Annotated in this window: 14 protein-coding genes; 13 read left to right on the forward strand and 1 reads right to left on the reverse strand. The window is 56.5% G+C overall.

Annotation, left to right across the window (positions count from 1 at the left end; all coding sequences use genetic code 11):
- The first annotated feature begins 1 nt into the window (after nt 1).
- The 6 genes from rpsA to WA429_RS14425 all read left to right on the forward strand — a co-directional run bounded on the left by rpsA (nt 2) and on the right by WA429_RS14425 (nt 6,318).
- On the forward strand, nt 2–1,705 hold the full coding sequence (gene rpsA, locus WA429_RS14400) for a 30S ribosomal protein S1 (protein ID WP_101246839.1): 1,704 nt from the start codon (nt 2–4) through the stop codon (nt 1,703–1,705).
- A gap of 472 nt (nt 1,706–2,177) precedes the next feature.
- Nucleotides 2,178–3,101 carry a signal peptide peptidase SppA gene (gene sppA / locus WA429_RS14405; protein ID WP_101246841.1) on the forward strand — a complete coding sequence of 308 codons (924 nt, stop codon included), beginning with the start codon at nt 2,178–2,180 and terminating at the stop codon, nt 3,099–3,101.
- Between the two features lie 70 nt (nt 3,102–3,171).
- Nucleotides 3,172–3,447 (forward strand): integration host factor subunit beta, encoded by a 276-nt coding sequence (gene ihfB, locus WA429_RS14410; RefSeq protein WP_101246842.1) that lies wholly within the window; start codon nt 3,172–3,174, stop codon nt 3,445–3,447.
- Nucleotides 3,448–3,663: 216 nt separating this feature from the next.
- A complete protein-coding gene (locus WA429_RS14415; protein WP_101246843.1) occupies nt 3,664–3,963 on the forward strand; it encodes a LapA family protein in 300 nt (99 codons plus the stop codon).
- Nucleotides 3,964–4,147: 184 nt separating this feature from the next.
- Nucleotides 4,148–4,870, forward strand: coding sequence for an orotidine-5'-phosphate decarboxylase (pyrF, locus tag WA429_RS14420; protein WP_287464677.1), 723 nt, complete (start codon nt 4,148–4,150; stop codon nt 4,868–4,870).
- Nucleotides 4,871–5,109: 239 nt separating this feature from the next.
- On the forward strand, nt 5,110–6,318 hold the full coding sequence (locus WA429_RS14425) for an MFS transporter (protein WP_287464678.1): 1,209 nt from the start codon (nt 5,110–5,112) through the stop codon (nt 6,316–6,318).
- A 90-nt stretch (nt 6,319–6,408) separates the two neighbouring features.
- On the opposite strand, the gene WA429_RS14430 is transcribed toward WA429_RS14425, so the two are convergent.
- Nucleotides 6,409–7,212: a TSUP family transporter gene (locus WA429_RS14430; protein ID WP_287464679.1), complete on the reverse strand. Its 804-nt coding sequence runs from the start codon at nt 7,210–7,212 to the stop codon at nt 6,409–6,411.
- 250 nt (nt 7,213–7,462) lie between these two features.
- On the opposite strand from WA429_RS14430, the gene mutM reads away from it, so the two are divergent.
- From mutM to gyrB, 7 genes are all read left to right on the forward strand, one after another.
- Complete coding sequence (gene mutM, locus WA429_RS14435) at nt 7,463–8,302, forward strand: bifunctional DNA-formamidopyrimidine glycosylase/DNA-(apurinic or apyrimidinic site) lyase (protein WP_287464680.1); 840 nt, start codon at nt 7,463–7,465, stop codon at nt 8,300–8,302.
- A 304-nt stretch (nt 8,303–8,606) separates the two neighbouring features.
- Complete coding sequence (locus WA429_RS14440; RefSeq protein ID WP_101246849.1) at nt 8,607–9,383, forward strand: enoyl-CoA hydratase; 777 nt, start codon at nt 8,607–8,609, stop codon at nt 9,381–9,383.
- Between the two features lie 186 nt (nt 9,384–9,569).
- Nucleotides 9,570–9,830 carry a 30S ribosomal protein S20 gene (rpsT, locus tag WA429_RS14445; protein WP_101246850.1) on the forward strand — a complete coding sequence of 87 codons (261 nt, stop codon included), beginning with the start codon at nt 9,570–9,572 and terminating at the stop codon, nt 9,828–9,830.
- A 443-nt stretch (nt 9,831–10,273) separates the two neighbouring features.
- On the forward strand, nt 10,274–11,767 hold the full coding sequence (gene dnaA / locus WA429_RS14450) for a chromosomal replication initiator protein DnaA (RefSeq protein WP_181848886.1): 1,494 nt from the start codon (nt 10,274–10,276) through the stop codon (nt 11,765–11,767).
- A 369-nt stretch (nt 11,768–12,136) separates the two neighbouring features.
- Nucleotides 12,137–13,255, forward strand: coding sequence for a DNA polymerase III subunit beta (dnaN, locus tag WA429_RS14455; protein ID WP_101246851.1), 1,119 nt, complete (start codon nt 12,137–12,139; stop codon nt 13,253–13,255).
- Nucleotides 13,256–13,319: 64 nt separating this feature from the next.
- Nucleotides 13,320–14,480: a DNA replication/repair protein RecF gene (gene recF / locus WA429_RS14460; RefSeq protein WP_287464681.1), complete on the forward strand. Its 1,161-nt coding sequence runs from the start codon at nt 13,320–13,322 to the stop codon at nt 14,478–14,480.
- 19 nt (nt 14,481–14,499) lie between these two features.
- A complete protein-coding gene (gene gyrB / locus WA429_RS14465) occupies nt 14,500–16,959 on the forward strand; it encodes a DNA topoisomerase (ATP-hydrolyzing) subunit B (RefSeq protein WP_101246852.1) in 2,460 nt (819 codons plus the stop codon).
- The last annotated feature ends 136 nt before the right edge of the window (nt 16,960–17,095 follow it).

Raw genomic sequence — 17,095 nt, forward strand, 5'->3', positions numbered from 1 at the left:
TATGACCACCGCTGAAGAAGCACAATTCTCGACCGGCGAAGATTTTGCCGCCCTGTTGGCTGAAACCCTTGGTTCTGAAGACGAAGGTTTTGTCGGCCGCGTAATGACCGGTTCGGTCGTTAAGAAAACTGACGATGACGCAATCGTCGATGTCGGCCTGAAATCCGAAGGCCGCGTTCCGCTTAAAGAATTTGGCGCAGGCGAAGTAAACATTGGCGATACCGTTGATGTTTATGTCGACCGCTATGAAAACAAAGATGGCCTGATCGTTCTGTCGCGCGAAAAAGCGCGCCGCGAAGAAGCCTGGGTTGAGCTGGAAAAACAGTTCTCCGAAGGCAAACGCGTTGACGGCACCATCTTTGGTCGCGTTAAAGGCGGCTTCACCGTTGACCTGTCGGGTGCAGTTGCATTCCTTCCGGGTTCCCAGGTTGATATCCGTCCGGTCCGTGACGTTACCCCGCTGATGAACAACCCGCAGCCGTTCCAGATCCTGAAAATGGATCGTTCGCGCGGTAACATCGTGGTTTCGCGTCGTGCAGTTCTCGAAGAGACCCGTGCAGAACAGCGTGCTGAACTGATCCAGAACCTCCAGGAAGGTCAGGTTCTTGACGGCGTTGTCAAAAACATCACCGATTACGGCGCATTCGTCGATCTCGGCGGCGTTGACGGCCTGCTGCACGTTACCGACATCGCTTGGAAACGTATCAACCATCCGTCCGAAGCTCTGCAGATCGGCCAGACTGTTAAAGTACAGGTCATCCGCTTCAACAGCGAAACCCAGCGTATCTCGCTTGGCATGAAGCAGCTTGAAGCTGATCCGTGGGAAGGCGTCGAAGCCAAATACCCGGTCGGTTCGAAATTCGAAGGTCGTGTCACCAACATCACCGATTACGGCGCATTCGTCGAACTCGAAGCTGGTGTCGAAGGCCTGGTCCACGTTTCCGAAATGTCCTGGACCAAGAAAAACATCCACCCGGGCAAAATCGTTTCGACCTCGCAGGAAGTCGAAGTCATGGTGCTCGACGTCGATGCCCAGAAACGTCGTATCTCGCTTGGTCTCAAGCAGTGCACCTCGAACCCGTGGGATGCCTTCCTTGCAGCTCACCCGGTCGAGTCCGAGATCGAAGGCGAAGTCAAGAACATCACCGAATTCGGTCTGTTCATCGGCCTCATGGGCGGTATTGACGGTATGGCTCACCTTTCGGACCTGTCCTGGGACCGTGCTGGTGAAGAAGTCATCAAAGAATACAAAAAAGGCGACATCGTCAAAGCCAAGGTTCTTGACGTTGACGTTGAAAAAGAACGCATCTCGCTTGGCATCAAACAGCTTGCTGGCGATCCGTTCAAAGAAGCAGTTACCGGTATCAAGCGTGGCGAAACCGTCACCTGCGAGATCACCGAAGTCAATGACGGCGGCATCGAAGTTGCTGTTGGCGACACCGAACTGAAAGGCTTCATCCGTAAAGCTGAGCTGGCGCGTGAGCGTTCGGAACAGCGTCCGGAACGCTTCGCAGTTGGTGAAAAAGTCGACGCACGCGTTACCGCAATCGACGCCAAAACCCGTAAAGTTTCCCTCTCGGTCAAAGCTCTTGAAGTTGCTGACGAGAAGAAAGCAATGGCGGATTACGGCTCTGCTGACAGCGGCGCATCGCTCGGCGATATCCTCGGCGAAGCTCTGCGCAAAAAGCAGGAAGGCGGCGAATAAGCCACCCTCCGACGAAATACGGTCTGATCTTTTTCGGACCGAACAGACGGGTCGCACATTGTGCGGCCCGTTTTGTTTTGCGCACCTTGGTACGGATGGCACATGCCAACCGGCATTTGGGTGAGCCGCCCGGTACGATGCGCGCCTCATGATCCGGGGGGGCGTTTGATGATCTTTCTATCTTGCTGGCATGGCTGATCTGGTGGGGGCGGGGTGCGAAAACGGGGTGTTCCGGGTGCCCGTATCTGCTGGTAGGCCGGTCCGATTTGGTCTTTGAAATTGTATATCATCCGAGTTTTGACCCCGGATTGGTGCCCGGTGTTGCCCTGTTCGCTATTTTTCGCGAAAATTTTGATTTTAAACGCTTTTTGTCCTTGCCTTCTTGGCCGAGAAAAACCATTTGAAAAGGCAGGTTTTTGGGCGGACAGCCTTCTAAGTATTTGATTGAACAATTAGAACCGGGGCACCGTAAATGGCGCTTGATGCCGACATCCTGCTTGATCGACGTCGCTTGAAGAAATCAGTCTTCCGCTGGCGCGTTGTGGCCGTCATTGCTGTCATTGCCGTGATCATTATCGGTCTGGCCGGAACCGGCGTGCAGAACAGTGTTCTGGGCGGCATCGGTCCGAGAATCGTTGAAATCAATATCGAAGGTGTGATCACCGAAGATCCCTATTTGCTTGATGCGCTGGCTGCCATCGAAGAAGACAGCGACGTTGTCGGTGTGATTGTTCATATCAACAGCCCGGGCGGCACCATGGTCGGGGGCGAAACGCTGTACGAAGCGTTGCGCCGGATCGGGGAAACCCGCCCCATCGTTGCCGAAATGGGCACGGTTGCCGCATCGGGCGGTTATATGACCGCGATTGCCGCTGACCATATCATTGCGCGGCGCGGAACGATTACCGGATCGATCGGGGTGATTTTCCAGTCGATGAATTTCAACGGCACGCTTGAAAAGCTTGGTGTCGAGCCGCTTACCGTCAAAAGCGGACCGCTTAAAGCGGCACCGAATCCGTTCGAACCGGTTGATGATGCTGCAAAAACGGCCATGCAAGGCCTGATTTCCGACATGTTTGACGTGTTTGTCGGAATGGTTGCCGAACGGCGTGACATGCCGGTCGACACGGTAAAAACATTGGCAGATGGTCGCGTCTATACCGGACAGCAAGCACTTGCCAATGGCTTGATTGATGAAATTGGAGGCCGTCGTGAAGCCTTGCGCTGGCTTGAAAACGAAGCTGGTGTCACGCCGGAAGCGGACATCGTGCCGCTTGAAATTGAGTACCCGGAGGACGATTTGATGAGCGCACTCTTTGAAGGAAACCTTGGAAAAGTGCTGTCATCTGAGGGGCTTAAACTTGACGGTTTGCTAGCTGTCTGGCAACCTGAGTGATAGTTACCGAACAAATAATCTAATTCGCGGTTGAGTGAGACTGTCAGCACGAACAGGATGGGGCCTGGAAATGACAAAATCTGAATTGATTGCCCGGCTTGCTGAATTGAATCCGCATCTCTATCAGCGAGACGTCGAACGGATTGTTGCAACGATTTTTGACGAAATCACTGACGCGCTTGCCCGTGGCGACCGGGTCGAACTGCGCGGTTTTGGTGCATTTTCCGTCAAACAGCGTGATGCCCGCGTCGGGCGGAACCCGCGTACCGGTGACGCGGTCCCTGTTGGTGAGAAAAAGGTTCCCTATTTCAAAACCGGCAAGCAGCTCCGTGAACGTCTGAACTGATTTCCGTTTGATGGATGATTGATTGACGATCGCATTGCCGGTCGTCACGCAAAACCGCCACGACACAGCATGCTGTGTCGCTGGTGGCTTGGCTTTTGCCTGCGCTTTGCGCCATACTGTTGCATCAATCCCCGAACGTGACCTGTTGCCTGAATTCGGGGGACGCCTGATCTGTCGGGTGTCTGCCGCCACCCTGTCAGGCACAAGGAGCCCAGAATGCGTATCCTTTACTGGATTATTTCCATACCGCTTGCGGTCCTGATTGCCGTTTTTGCCGTGTCCAACCGTGCGCTTGTGACGCTGTCGCTCTGGCCTTTGCCCTACGAGGTCGACCTGCCGCTGTTCCTGCCGATCATGGTGGCCCTGCTTGTCGGCCTGGGCATCGGATTTGCCTATGAATGGCTGATCCATGGCAAACACCGCCGTGCCGCCCGGCGCATGGACAGTGAACTCAAACGCATCAAAAATGACGATGCGACCCCCAAGTCCGATCAAAAGGCACTTGGCCACAGCTGATCCCAAGGGCTCCTGACGGAGCCCTTTTTTATGGTCCGTTTCCGGTGATCGAACCCGACGCATGGGGCCATGCAGTCATCTGGTACTATTTGACATTGGCCTTTGTGGATAAATCGGCTAAGCCATGTCCGGTCCGCGCAGCTGATTGTGGGCCATGACCCAATTGCCAGCAGCGGAGGACATCATGACCCGGACCCTTTCCCCAAAAGACCGCATTTTCTGTGCCATCGATACCACGGACCTTGATCACGCAATTGATCTGGCATCCCGGTTGTCGGGCGTGATTGGCGGGGCAAAGCTGGGCAAGGAATTTTTTGCTGCCCACGGTCCCCAGGGTGTCCGCGCGGTTGCCAAGACCGGCATGCCGATCTTCCTTGATGTCAAATATCACGATATTCCCAACACGGTTGCCGGTGCCATTCGTGCTGTCACTCCGATGGGGCTTAAAATCGTCAATGTTCATGCCGCTGGCGGCATCGAAATGATGAAGCGTGCCGGGGATGCCGCACGCGAAGCGGCCGACAAGGCCGGTGTCGAAGTGCCCTGGGTGATCGCCGTAACCATCCTGACCAGCATGGACCAGGCTGACCTTGATGATGTCGGACTCAAAGGCCCGATCGAGGATCGCGTCGTCAAACTGGCCGAATTGACCAAAAAGGCCGGTCTGGACGGTGTCGTCTGCTCGGCACAGGAAATTATCCCGGTCCGCCGTGCGCTTGGCGCTGATTTCAAACTGATCACGCCGGGTATTCGTCCAGCTTGGGCATCAAGTGACGATCAAAAACGCATCGTTACCCCGGCCGATGCCGTTGCCATGGGCAGTGACGTTCTGGTTATCGGTCGTCCGATCACCAAGGCAGAAGACCCGATCGAAGCCGCCAAGCGCATCGTGGCTGAGCTTTCCTGATCACAGGACCGGCTCCCGCGATCAAGGCCCGGCATTGTCCGGGCCTTTGTTTTTTGGGGCAGACCATAAAGATCAGCTGTGAATGCCGTGCATGCTGCCATGCGGATTTCGCGATGGTTTTATCGCGCGCTTTATCTCAGAATTGAATCGTTTCAAAAATTGGTGCAATATGGCCATCTCGCAGTTGCACAAAATCCGGATCCGTCGAACCGGCCCGGGTTTATCTGGATATTTCTGACATGACTGATACCGCCACCCGCCCGGGATTTCTCGGGAACTTACCGATTCTTGCCCTGGCACTTGCGTCTTTTGGCATCGGGACCACCGAATTTGTCATTATGGGACTACTGCCCGATGTGGCGCTTGATCTTGGTGTCACCATTCCCGATGCCGGGTTGCTTGTCACCGGTTATGCGCTGGGTGTGACCTTCGGGGCGCCGTTCCTTGCGATTGCAACGGCGCGCATGGATCGCAGGCGCGCACTTTTGCTTCTGATTTCGATCTTCATCATCGGCAATTTCCTGTGTGCTGTGGCCCCGGATTACTGGCTTCTGATGGCGGCCCGCGTTGTGACGGCCTTCTGTCATGGGGCCTTCTTTGGTCTGGGGGCCGTGGTTGCGTCAAACCTGGTGGCACCGCATAAACGGGTTCAGGCCATTGCGCTTATGTTTTCGGGGCTGACACTGGCCAATGTTCTTGGTGTGCCGTTTGGTACTGCCCTTGGTCAGGAACTGGGGTGGCGATCGACCTTCTGGGCAGTTGTTGCCATTGGCATTGTTGCCGCCCTTGCACTTTATGTTGCCTTGCCGCGCAAGATCGCCGCATCAACCGGAAGCCTGTGGGCAGAAGCCAAGTCCCTGGGCAAGGTCCATGTCCTGTTTGCCATGCTGATTTCGGTTCTGGCATCGGCCAGCATGTTCAGCGTCTTTACCTATATCACCCCGATGCTTCAGGAAATTACCGGCATCTCCCCGCGTCAGGTGACCTATGTGCTGCTGCTGTTCGGGGTTGGTCTGACAGTGGGCAACTATATCGGCGGTCGACTGGGGGACTGGCGTCTGATGCCGGCGATCATTATTGCCTTTGTCCTGTTGATTGCCATTCTGGCCATGTTCACCGAAACCCTGACCGAAGTCATCCCGGCGGTGATCACGGTGATGCTGTGGGGTGTTGTGGCCTTTGCCCTGGTATCCCCGCTTCAGATGCGTGTCGTCAACGAGGCGTCCGAGGCCCCCAATCTGGCCTCCACCCTTAATCAGGGGGCGTTCAATCTTGGCAATGCCGGTGGGGCCTGGTTTGGTGGTCTTGCCATCACGCACGGCGTTTCCTATCAGCATATCCCATGGCTTGGGGCCGGAATTGCGGTGCTGGCGCTGCTGTTTACGGTCTGGAGCCACCTGCTTGATCGCGGCGATGAAGTCTTTGCCCAAAGTGGTGCCAACGCCTGATCATCCGGGCAAATCGTCCTTGCAAAACAAAACCCGTCAGCCTCTCGGTTGACGGGTTTTTGATATCTGGGTGCGGTTTTCTGAGCGGACCTAGCCGATCCAGTGGCGGATCTGATCATAGGTCTGGCTGATCACGGGGCCATATTGATCAATGATCAGCTTGATCGAAATCGCGATCGACGTAACGACCAGAAGCGGCCGCACAAGTCGCGCGCCGACCTTCATCACCAGATGCGATCCGATCTGCGCACCAAGCAGTGCACCAACCGCCATCACACCGCCAACAATCCAGACAACCTCGCCCCCGGCAATGAACATCACAAGGGATGCAAAATTCGATGTGAAGTTCAAAACCTTGGTGTGCGCGGTTGCCTTGGTCATGTTGAAACCAAGCAGCGCGACAAAGGCGATCGAGAAAAAGGACCCCGTACCCGGGCCAAAGAACCCGTCATAAAATCCGATGCCAAACCCGGCGGTAAAGGCAAAGGTCGCCTTGCTGATCAACTGATGCGCATCGATATCGCCCACGCGCGGCGAAAACAGGAAATAAAGCGCAATCAGGATCAAAAGACCGGGCAGGATCGTCATCAATATGCCGGGATCAAGCATCTGCACCAATACGGTGCCAAGTGCTGATCCGGCAAAGGTCAGAACAATCGCCAAAACCATGTCGCGCGGATTGACGTGACCCTTGCGGATGAAGTTAAGCGATGCGGTAAAACTGCCAAAGCTTCCCTGCAACTTGTTGGTTGCAAGTGCTTGCGCCGGTGTCACGCCCGCCCAAAGCAGGGCCGGAATGGTAATCAGGCCGCCGCCGCCGGCAATCGCATCAACACAGGCCGCAAGTGCGGCAACGCCGAACAGGATCGCTAAAAGATCAAAACCAAATTCCATCGGGTGGCTTTCGTAAAACAGAAATGTCCGCAAAGGTGGGGCAACGCGGAACCGGAAATCCCGGTGCATCCGGTGGAATGGGTCATCGGGATGCCGACGGGCGCCGCAATCATATGGTTTTGGCGGCCTGCGTCCAGATCGAAGATCGCATGGCCGGCCATCGCCCGCACACAGCATCGAAATTGATCCTTATTTTACGGTCGATTCTGGTCTAGAAAGTGGGTCGCCCTAACTTGCACGAGTTCCAGATATGCCTGAATTGCCAGAGGTCGAAACAGTTACCCGTGGTCTGACACCGGTCATGGAAGGCCGCATTGTCGATCACGTGGTGCAACGTCGCGCCAATCTGCGTTTTGCCTTTCCCGACGGCTTTGTCGATCGCATGGCCGGTCGCAAGATCGATCAGCTGACCCGGCGGGCAAAATACATTCTGGGATATCTTGATGATGGTCAGGTATTGCTGATCCATCTGGGCATGTCGGGCCGCATGACCATTCATAATGATCCGGCGGTCGCCGTTCCAGAACCGGGCAAGCATGATCATGTCGATTTCGTCATGCAGGATGGCGCTGTTGTGCGCTTTAACGATCCGCGCCGCTTCGGGGTGATCACCCTGATTGCCGCAGACGAAGTCGCCAGCCACAAGATGCTGGCCAGTATCGGTCCCGAACCGCTTGGCAATGCGTTCAATGCCGCAGTGCTGGCCGACGGGCTTGCGCGTCGCGGCAGTCCGATCAAGACCGCCTTGCTTGACCAGAAACTGGTGGCCGGTCTTGGCAATATATATGTCTGCGAAGCTCTGTTCCGGTCGGGCATTGCACCGGACCGTCTGGCAAGGGATCTCAAGCCCGGTGAAATTGACCGTCTTTATCGCGAAATCCGTCTGGTGCTGGAAGACGCCATTGCCGCGGGCGGTTCAAGCCTGAAGGATCATCGCCAGACCAATGGCGAACTTGGTTATTTCCAGCATAATTTCCGCGTCTATGGTCGCGAAGGCGAAACCTGTGTGGCGGACGGATGCGACAGCACGATCGGACGAATCGTTCAGGCCGGACGATCGACCTTCTTCTGCCCGAGCTGTCAGAAATAAGCCCGTCTCCACACATACAGGCATGGCCATGCCCGGAAAAGGACGGGACCATCATATTCCGTCCTTCGACTCCGCTGCCTGATCACCGTATCGGCTATCGACCGGCCATATCCGGGCCATAAGCGATAAGTCTTAAGCCATAAACCGGGAGCCGGGCGGTTTGATCCCTGCCTCCTTTCATGATGCTTTCACGCGGTGCCGGTTGCGGGGCGGGATCAAAATCGGTAAAACAGTATCAAAATATGGTTTCAGACGAATCGGCCCCGCACAAACCGGGCAGATCGCGGATATAAGGATTACAGGCATGTCATATGAAAACATCATCGCCGAGAAAAAGGGCAATGTCGGACTGATCACCCTTAACCGTCCCCAGGCACTCAATGCGCTGTGCGCTGCCCTGATTACGGATATCGGTGCGGCACTTGATGATTTCGAATCCGATGAAAACATTCGTGCCATCGTTATTACCGGGTCGGAACGCGCCTTTGCGGCCGGTGCCGACATCAAGGAAATGGCCGATTACGACTATATGGATGTCTATAAGAACGACTTCATCACCAAAGGCTGGACCCGTGTTGCCAGCTGCCGCAAGCCGACCATTGCCGCCGTCGCCGGATTCGCGCTGGGTGGTGGCTGTGAACTTGCCATGATGTGCGACATCATGATTGCCGCTGATACCGCCAAGTTCGGTCAGCCCGAAATCACCATCGGCACCATCCCCGGTGCTGGCGGGACACAGCGCCTGACCCGTGCGATTGGCAAGGCCAAGGCAATGGAAATGTGCCTGACCGGGCGCATGATGGATGCCGAGGAAGCCGAACGTTCCGGTCTGGTGGCGCGAATCGTCCCGGCCGACTCGCTGCTGGAAGAAGCCCTTAAAACGGCGGAAAAGATCGCCTCCTTCTCGGGTCCGGTTTCGATGAAGGTCAAGGAATCGGTCAACAAGGCCTATGAAATGACCCTGACCGAAGGCCTGATGTTTGAACGTCGCGAATTCCATTCGACCTTCGCGCTCGAAGACCGTGCCGAAGGCATGAAGGCCTTCACAGAAAAGAGAAAAGCCGATTTCAAGCACCGTTGATTGCACGGTGCCCGGGGTAAGTTGACCCCTGATTCCGTCGCTGCATATCTGTGTTGCAGGCCAACAGAGTCCTAAACCGCAGAAATTAGGGCATCGACGCGGCATCGGGGGTTGACGAGGGTTTCGGACAGAGCTATAAGCCGCGCTCCGAATTACGTAACATTTGTTTGAAGAGACAGGTTCGCAATGGCTCACCATAAATCGGCCAAGAAGCGCATTCGCCGCAACGCCGCCCGTGCAGAAGTTAACGGCGCACGTATCGGTCGCATTCGTACCTTCGTTAAGAAGGTCGAAGCTGCGCTGAACGTTGGCGACAAAGATGCTGCTCAGGCTGCGATGAAAATCGCCGAGCCGGAAATGGCGCGCGGCGCGCAGCTCGGCGTTCTGCACAAGAACACCGTTGCTCGCAAGGTTTCGCGTCTGACCGCTCGTATCAAGGCGCTTTAATTTATCCCTTACGGGATGGCGAGTCGAAGGCCGCACCTCTGGTGCGGCCTTTTCGCTGCCCTGATTTCGGAGAATCACCTTTTGTTCCTTGATTCCGCGGGTGCAAGAAACCGCAGAAAATAAGGAACGTTTTGGTGCCGAAATCCTTTTAACGTTCTGTTAAAGATCGCCTTGCCTGATGTGGGTCGCATCAGTACAGTGTTTGGACTTCGCAGGCCGCGCAAAGTGGCCCGTGACGAAGAACCAAAAACAAAAGGCGCGAGTACGCTTCCAGGATTTTGCGGAAGACCAGCGTGTTGATCACTACTGTGATGAACGCGGCACAGTACTATTTTGTCTTTTGCAGTCTTGAATGTGTTGAAATTGGGATATCGGGGAAGGTTCAAACAGTGCAGCACGCCGTGAGGGGAACGCAATCGGCACTCGGGCAGACCAGCGGGGGGATGCAGGGTGACCAGCAGGCAGCACTTGATGATCATACAGTCGCAATCTGGCAGGTCGTTCGTGAAAAGCTGCGCGCCGAATTCGGTGCCACAGCCTATCGCTACTGGCTTGAGCCGGTTGTCCTGATTGGTGTCGAGGCAGGTGTGGCGCGTCTTGGTGCGCCGACCCGTGCCATGCGCGACTGGGTAACCCAGCACTATCTCGACCGGATCCAGGCCTTCTGGCATGCCGAAGATGCCAATGTGCATTTCGTCGAAATCAACATCATTTCCGTTTCCAATGGCAATGCGCCCGCCAATCAGGCTGAACCTGCCGCTTCCCCGGCATCGGGTTCTGCTGCGGGCGATGTTTCCGCGACCAAACCGGCCCCCAAGGCCAAGCCGGGCGCTGGAAAAATCTCCGTCGCCGAGGCCCCCTGTCAGCCGCAGGCTGCCGGCCGCACGGCAATTGCCAGCATGTCCGATGACGGCATTTCTGCTGCCCTTGATCCGCGTTACACCTTCGACAATTTCGTGATCGGCAAGCCGAACGAATTTGCCTATGCCGCGGCGCGCCGTCTGGCCGAAGCCGAATCGGTGCCGTTCAACCCGCTGTTCCTGTATGGCGGCGTCGGTCTTGGTAAAACCCACCTGATGCATGCGATTGCCTGGCATATCCGCCGCACGCAGCCGCACCGCACGGTGATCTACCTGTCGGCGGAAAAATTCATGTATCGCTTCATCCGGGCGCTGCGTGACAAAAACACGGTCGATTTCAAGGACCAGTTCCGTTCGGTGGACGTTCTGATGGTCGATGATGTCCAGTTCATCTCGGGCAAGGACTCGACCCAGGAAGAATTCTTCCACACCTTTAACGCGCTGGTCGATCAGGGCCGTCAGATCATTGTCTCGGCTGACAAGTCGCCCTCTGATCTCGAAGATATCGAAGAACGCCTGCGGTCGCGTCTGGGCTCCGGCCTTGTTGCCGATATTCACGCAACCACTTACGAGCTGCGTCTGGGCATTCTCGAATCCAAGGCCGAACGTCAGGGTGTCGAACTGCCCCAGCGTGTCATGGAATTCCTCGCCCACAAGATCACGGCCAACGTGCGTGAGCTCGAAGGTGCGCTTAACCGCGTGATTGCCCATTCCCAGCTGGTCGGTCGTGAAATCAGCCTGGAAATGGTTCAGGATGTCCTGCATGACGTTCTGCGCGCATCTGAACGCCGGGTTTCCATCGAGGAAATCCAGAAACGCGTGGCTGAACATTTCAACATCAAGGTGTCGGACATGCATTCCGCCCGCCGTGCCCGTGCGGTTGCCCGCCCGCGTCAGGTGGCGATGTATCTGTCCAAGCAGCTGACCACCCATTCCCTGCCGGAAATCGGTCGGAAATTCGGCGGGCGTGACCATACCACGGTCATGCATGCAGTGCGCAAGATCGAAGAACTGCACAGTTCCGATCCGTCACTTTCCGAAGATATCGATCTGCTGCGCCGGATGCTCGAAGGCTGATTGTTTCGGTGCCTGACCAATCGGGCTTGGTGGATTTTCTTGATGCCTGTGCCATCGAATTTTGGTGCTGACGGGGCCGGACTCCACATGGTTCGGTCGCCGGATTCCGGGTCGGAATGACGGGTAAAATTCCCCTGAAATACATGAACAAAACTGCGAGTCGCGCAGTATGCGCCGCTTTGCGCGTTTCAGGCGTAAATTGGCGTGCCGACTCCTTTTATTTGCTTGGGTTTAAGCCGTAAAAATCCTTCGATTTCGTGTCATGCATGTTATAATACGCCTTCCTTGCCCGAAAGGGTGGGGGTCAGGTGAGAAAACTGATTAAAAATCAATTTGTTAAACTAATACTGACAGACGGATAGGACGGGCATGAAGCTGACCATCGAACGCGCGGCTCTGTTGAAATCGCTGACCCATGTTCAAAGTGTTGTTGAACGACGCAACACCATCCCGATTCTGTCCAATATTTTGCTGCGGGCAGAGAATGATCGACTTTCGCTGACGGCAACGGACATGGACCTTGAAGTGGTCGAAACCACCACGGCCGAGGTCTCCGAACCGGGCGCGACCACGACGCCTGCACATACCCTTTATGAAATCGTCCGCAAACTGCCCGAAGGTTCCCAGGTGCAGATCGCCCTCGAACCGGGTGCCGGTCGTCTGACCCTGGCTGCGGGCCGTTCGAAATTCAATCTTGCGGTTCTGCCGGTCGATGATTTCCCGGTCATGTCCGGTGGCGATCTTCCGGTCAGCTTCGGTCTTGCTGCTGCGGAACTGCGCGGCCTGATTGATCGCGCCGAATTTGCGATCTCGACCGAAGAAACCCGTTACTATCTCAACGGCATCTATTTCCATGCCACCGACGCCGAAGGCACCAAGATCCTGCGTGCTGTTGCCACCGACGGTCACCGTCTGGCCCGGGTCGAGGCACCGCTGCCTGATGGTGCGGAAAACATGCCGGGCGTCATCGTGCCGCGCAAAACCGTTGGTGAATTGCGCAAACTGATCGAAGAAACCGGCGAAGCGGTCGATATCGCTCTGTCGGATACCAAAATCCGCTTCGGATTCGGCAATGCGATCCTGACCTCCAAGCTGATTGATGGCACCTTCCCCGATTACGAACGCGTCATTCCGTCGGGCAATGACAAGACCCTTGATATCGAATGCAAGGCGTTTGCCGATGCGGTTGACCGTGTTTCGGCGATCTCGATTGAAAAATCGCGTGCGGTCAAGGTCGTGCTGTCGGGGACGACCCTCACGCTTTCGGCTTCAAGCCCCGAACACGGCACCGCGTCCGAGGAACTTGAAATCAACTACGATGCCGAGGACATCGAAATCGGCTTTAACTCGCGCTATCTGCTCGACATTGCCAAACAGGTCAAGGGCGATACCCTCAACCTTCTGATGTCGGATGGTTCAAGCCCGACGATCCTGCGTGATACCGACGACCTTTCGGCATTGTATGTTCTGATGCCGATGCGTGTGTGACGGTAAGCACGATTAAGCTGTGGCTGCTCTTGCCAATAACCTCATGCCAAAAGACGGTGCGTCCATGACAAACCGTCTTGCCGTTTCCCGCATCCAGCTCAGCGATTTTCGCTGTTACGAAAGCCTGCGTCTGGCCCTTAGTGGCGCGCCGGTTGTGCTGACGGGACCAAACGGGGCGGGCAAGACCAACCTGCTCGAAGCGGTATCCTTGCTGGCCCCGGGCGGCGGATTGCGCCGGGCCAAACTGGGCGATATCGCACGCAGCGTCCCGCGGGCCCCGAACGGGGCAACCCGGGCCTGGGCGGTTGCTGCGGAAATCGAAACCCCTGACGGGGTGTTTCAGGTCGGATCGGGTCTTGATCCCGCTGCCCTTGAACAGGGGCGCGAACGCCGGGCTGTCCGTATTGACGGTCAGTCCCAGCGTGGGCAGGCCGCCCTGGGGCGGGTCTGTGCCGCGGTCTGGCTGACGCCACAGATGGATCGTCTGTTTCTGGATGGGCCATCGGCGCGTCGGCGCTTTCTGGATCGGCTGGTCTATGGCCTTGATCCCGATCACAGCAGCCGCGTTGCCGCCTATGAGCATTCCCTGCGCTCGCGCGCCAAATTGCTCAAGGAAGGCAAGGGCGATGACAAATGGCTGGCCTCGATCGAAGATTCGATGGTCCGTCACGGCATTGCCGTTGCCGTGGCCCGGGCCGATCTTCTGGCCCGGTTAAGCCGGGCCGGCACCATGGCCATCGGGCCGTTTCCCGCCGCACGTCTGGCGCTGGCGGGGGATCTCGAAGACTGGCTGGAAAAATATCCGGCGATCGAGGTCGAAGACAGAATGCGGGCTGCATTGCGCGACGGACGTGCGCGTGATGCGACCTATGGCGGGGCGGTTGTCGGCCCGCAACGCAGTGATCTGCTGGTCTGGCACGATGCCAAGGGCCAGTCGGCGGATCAATGTTCCACCGGGGAACAAAAGGCGTTGTTGCTGTCGATTATCATGGCCAATACCCGCCTGCAAACCAAGGCACGCGGGGCTGGCCCGCTGCTGTTGCTTGACGAGGTGGTTGCGCATCTGGATGCAGAACGGCGCAAGCACCTGTTTGATGAAATCGTGGCGCTCGGTGTCCAGGCCTGGATGACAGGCACGGACCGGGCGCTGTTTGAAGGTTTGGACGGTCGTGCGCAATTCTTCCGCGTGGAGGATGCCACCCTGTCCCTGGAAACCACTCCGTGAATGCCGAGGTTGTGACGCTATGACCAACGAAACAGAAACTCCGAACACTGCCGAACCGGCACAGCAGGAGTACGGTGCAGAATCGATCAAGGTTCTCAAGGGCCTTGAAGCGGTGCGCAAACGCCCGGGCATGTATATCGGTGACACCGATGACGGAACCGGTTTGCACCATATGATCTACGAAGTCGTCGATAACGCGATTGACGAAGCCCTTGCCGGGCATTGCGATACCGTCTGGGTGCAGCTCAATGGCGATGGTTCCGCGACCATCCGCGATAACGGGCGCGGCATTCCGACCGACATGCACAAGGAAGAAGGCGTATCCGCCGCCGAGGTCATCATGACCCAGCTCCATGCCGGCGGTAAGTTCGACCAGAACTCCTATAAGGTTTCCGGTGGTCTGCACGGCGTGGGTGTGTCGGTTGTGAACGCGCTGTCGACACTTCTGAAACTGCGCATCTGGCGTAACGGCAAAGAACATTACATGGAATTTTCCGGTGGCGATGCGATCAAGCCGCTGGAAGTTGTCGGTGATGCCCCGCTGACCGAAGACGGAACACCGCTTTCCGGTACCGAAGTCACCTTCTATCCGGATGGTGAAATCTTCACCCAGCTCGAATTCGATTTCGGCACCCTGGAACACCGCCTGCGCGAACTGGCCTTCCTGAACTCGGGCGTGATCCTGACCCTGCGTGATGAACGCCATGGCGATCCGGTCGAAACCAAACTGCATTACGAAGGCGGCATTCGTGCCTTTGTCGAATATCTCGACCGGAACAAGGCCCGCCAGATCGAAGAAGCCATCAGCATCGAAGGCGAAAAAGACGGCATCACCGTTGAAGTCGCGCTGCAATGGAATGACAGCTATCACGAACAGACGCTGTGCTTTACCAACAACATTCCCCAGCGTGATGGCGGAACGCACATGGCCGGCTTCCGTGCGGCCCTGACCCGTCAGATCAACAATTACGCCCAGGAAAGCGGCATCGCCAAAAAGGAAAAGGTTGCCCTGTCCGGTGATGATGCCCGCGAAGGTCTGTCTTGCGTGATTTCGGTCAAGGTTCCCGATCCGAAATTCTCCTCCCAGACCAAGGACAAGCTGGTTTCATCCGAAGTCCGTCCGGTTGTTGAAAACATCGTCAATGACAAGCTCCAGCAATGGCTGGAAGAACACCCGGCGGATGCCCGCAAGATCGTGACCAAGGTCGTCGAAGCTGCCTCTGCCCGTGAAGCCGCGCGTAAGGCCCGCGAACTGACGCGACGCAAAGGCGCGCTTGATATCTCGTCGCTTCCGGGCAAGCTTGCCGACTGTCAGGAACGCGATGCGTCCAAAGCCGAACTGTTCATCGTGGAGGGTGATTCCGCAGGCGGATCGGCCAAACAGGGCCGTGAACGTGGTTTCCAGGCGATCCTGCCGCTGCGTGGTAAGATCCTGAACGTTGAACGCGCACGTTTCGACAAGATGCTTTCAAGTCAGGAAATCGGCACCCTGATTACCGCCATGGGCACCGGGATTGGCCGCGATGACTTCAACATCGAAAAAGCCCGCTATCACAAAATCATCATCATGACCGATGCTGACGTCGATGGCGCGCATATCCGGACCCTGCTTCTGACCTTCTTCTATCGTCAGATGCCCGAACTGATCGAACGCGGCTATCTCTATATCGCACAGCCGCCGCTCTATCGCGCCAAGCGCGGTAACTCGGTCCAGTATCTCAAGGACGACCGCGAGATGGAACAATACCTGACCGCACAGGGCACAGAAGAAGCGGTTCTGACCCTTGACGGTGGTCAGCAGCTTGCCGGGCCGGATCTGGTTCGGGTGGTTGAACTCTCGCGCAAGGCCAAAAGCCTCTTGGCGCCGCTATCGATCAAACTGCCGATCTCGGTTCTTGAACAGGCAACCCTTGCCGGTGCCCTGAACCCGGCCCTGCTTGATGACGACAACAAACGTCTCGAAGCCGCCCAGATTCTCGCCAAACATCTCGACAGCCTCGAAGAAGATTTCGATCGTGGCTGGCAGGGTGAAGCACCGCTCGATGAAATTGTCATCTGGCGTATGCTGCGCGGTGTCGAACAGCGCCACGTGATTGACGGCAATATCCTGCGCTCGGCCGAAGCCCGCGCCATTGCCGGCATTCTGGGCGAATTGCGCGAACTGTTTGAAAAGGGCGCGGAATTCGTTGCCAAGGACAAGACCTGGAAAATCAACGGCCCGGTCGATCTGGTCAATGCGGTGATGGAATTCGGCCGTCGCGGCATCTCGGTCCAGCGCTATAAGGGTCTGGGTGAAATGAACCCGGATCAGCTTTGGGAAACCACGCTCGACCCGAATGTCCGCTCGCTCCTGCAGGTCAAGGTCGCGCACGCCGACGAGGCCGAAGAAGTCTTCTCGACCCTGATGGGCGACGTGGTCGAACCGCGCCGCGACTTCATCCAGTCCAACGCACTTAAGGTCGCAAACCTCGACGTGTAAGTGCGAGGGTTAAGTGTGAATTGACTCATAAAACTGGAAACGCGACACATAAATCCAGAATCTGTGACGCATAAAATAAGAAGCCGAAGGAATCGCCTTCGGCTTCTTAAGTTCAAAATTGCTGAGTTACCGGTCG

It is taken from the genome of Thalassospira sp. CH_XMU1420-2 (genome assembly GCF_037029325.1).
GTDB classification, from domain to species: domain Bacteria; phylum Pseudomonadota; class Alphaproteobacteria; order Rhodospirillales; family Thalassospiraceae; genus Thalassospira; species Thalassospira povalilytica.

What these genes read in the sequence shown, in the direction of transcription:
- WA429_RS14430 (WP_287464679.1), bottom strand. Translation starts at nt 7,212, where the DNA reads ATGGAATTTGGTTTTGATCTTTTAGCGATCCTGTTCGGCGTTGCCGCA.
- WA429_RS14440 (WP_101246849.1), top strand. Translation starts at nt 8,607, where the DNA reads ATGTCATATGAAAACATCATCGCCGAGAAAAAGGGCAATGTCGGACTG.
- sppA (WP_101246841.1), top strand. Translation starts at nt 2,178, where the DNA reads ATGGCGCTTGATGCCGACATCCTGCTTGATCGACGTCGCTTGAAGAAA.
- dnaN (WP_101246851.1), top strand. Translation starts at nt 12,137, where the DNA reads ATGAAGCTGACCATCGAACGCGCGGCTCTGTTGAAATCGCTGACCCAT.
- rpsT (WP_101246850.1), top strand. Translation starts at nt 9,570, where the DNA reads ATGGCTCACCATAAATCGGCCAAGAAGCGCATTCGCCGCAACGCCGCC.
- dnaA (WP_181848886.1), top strand. Translation starts at nt 10,274, where the DNA reads ATGCAGGGTGACCAGCAGGCAGCACTTGATGATCATACAGTCGCAATC.
- WA429_RS14425 (WP_287464678.1), top strand. Translation starts at nt 5,110, where the DNA reads ATGACTGATACCGCCACCCGCCCGGGATTTCTCGGGAACTTACCGATT.
- recF (WP_287464681.1), top strand. Translation starts at nt 13,320, where the DNA reads ATGACAAACCGTCTTGCCGTTTCCCGCATCCAGCTCAGCGATTTTCGC.
- WA429_RS14415 (WP_101246843.1), top strand. Translation starts at nt 3,664, where the DNA reads ATGCGTATCCTTTACTGGATTATTTCCATACCGCTTGCGGTCCTGATT.
- ihfB (WP_101246842.1), top strand. Translation starts at nt 3,172, where the DNA reads ATGACAAAATCTGAATTGATTGCCCGGCTTGCTGAATTGAATCCGCAT.
- mutM (WP_287464680.1), top strand. Translation starts at nt 7,463, where the DNA reads ATGCCTGAATTGCCAGAGGTCGAAACAGTTACCCGTGGTCTGACACCG.
- rpsA (WP_101246839.1), top strand. Translation starts at nt 2, where the DNA reads ATGACCACCGCTGAAGAAGCACAATTCTCGACCGGCGAAGATTTTGCC.
- gyrB (WP_101246852.1), top strand. Translation starts at nt 14,500, where the DNA reads ATGACCAACGAAACAGAAACTCCGAACACTGCCGAACCGGCACAGCAG.
- pyrF (WP_287464677.1), top strand. Translation starts at nt 4,148, where the DNA reads ATGACCCGGACCCTTTCCCCAAAAGACCGCATTTTCTGTGCCATCGAT.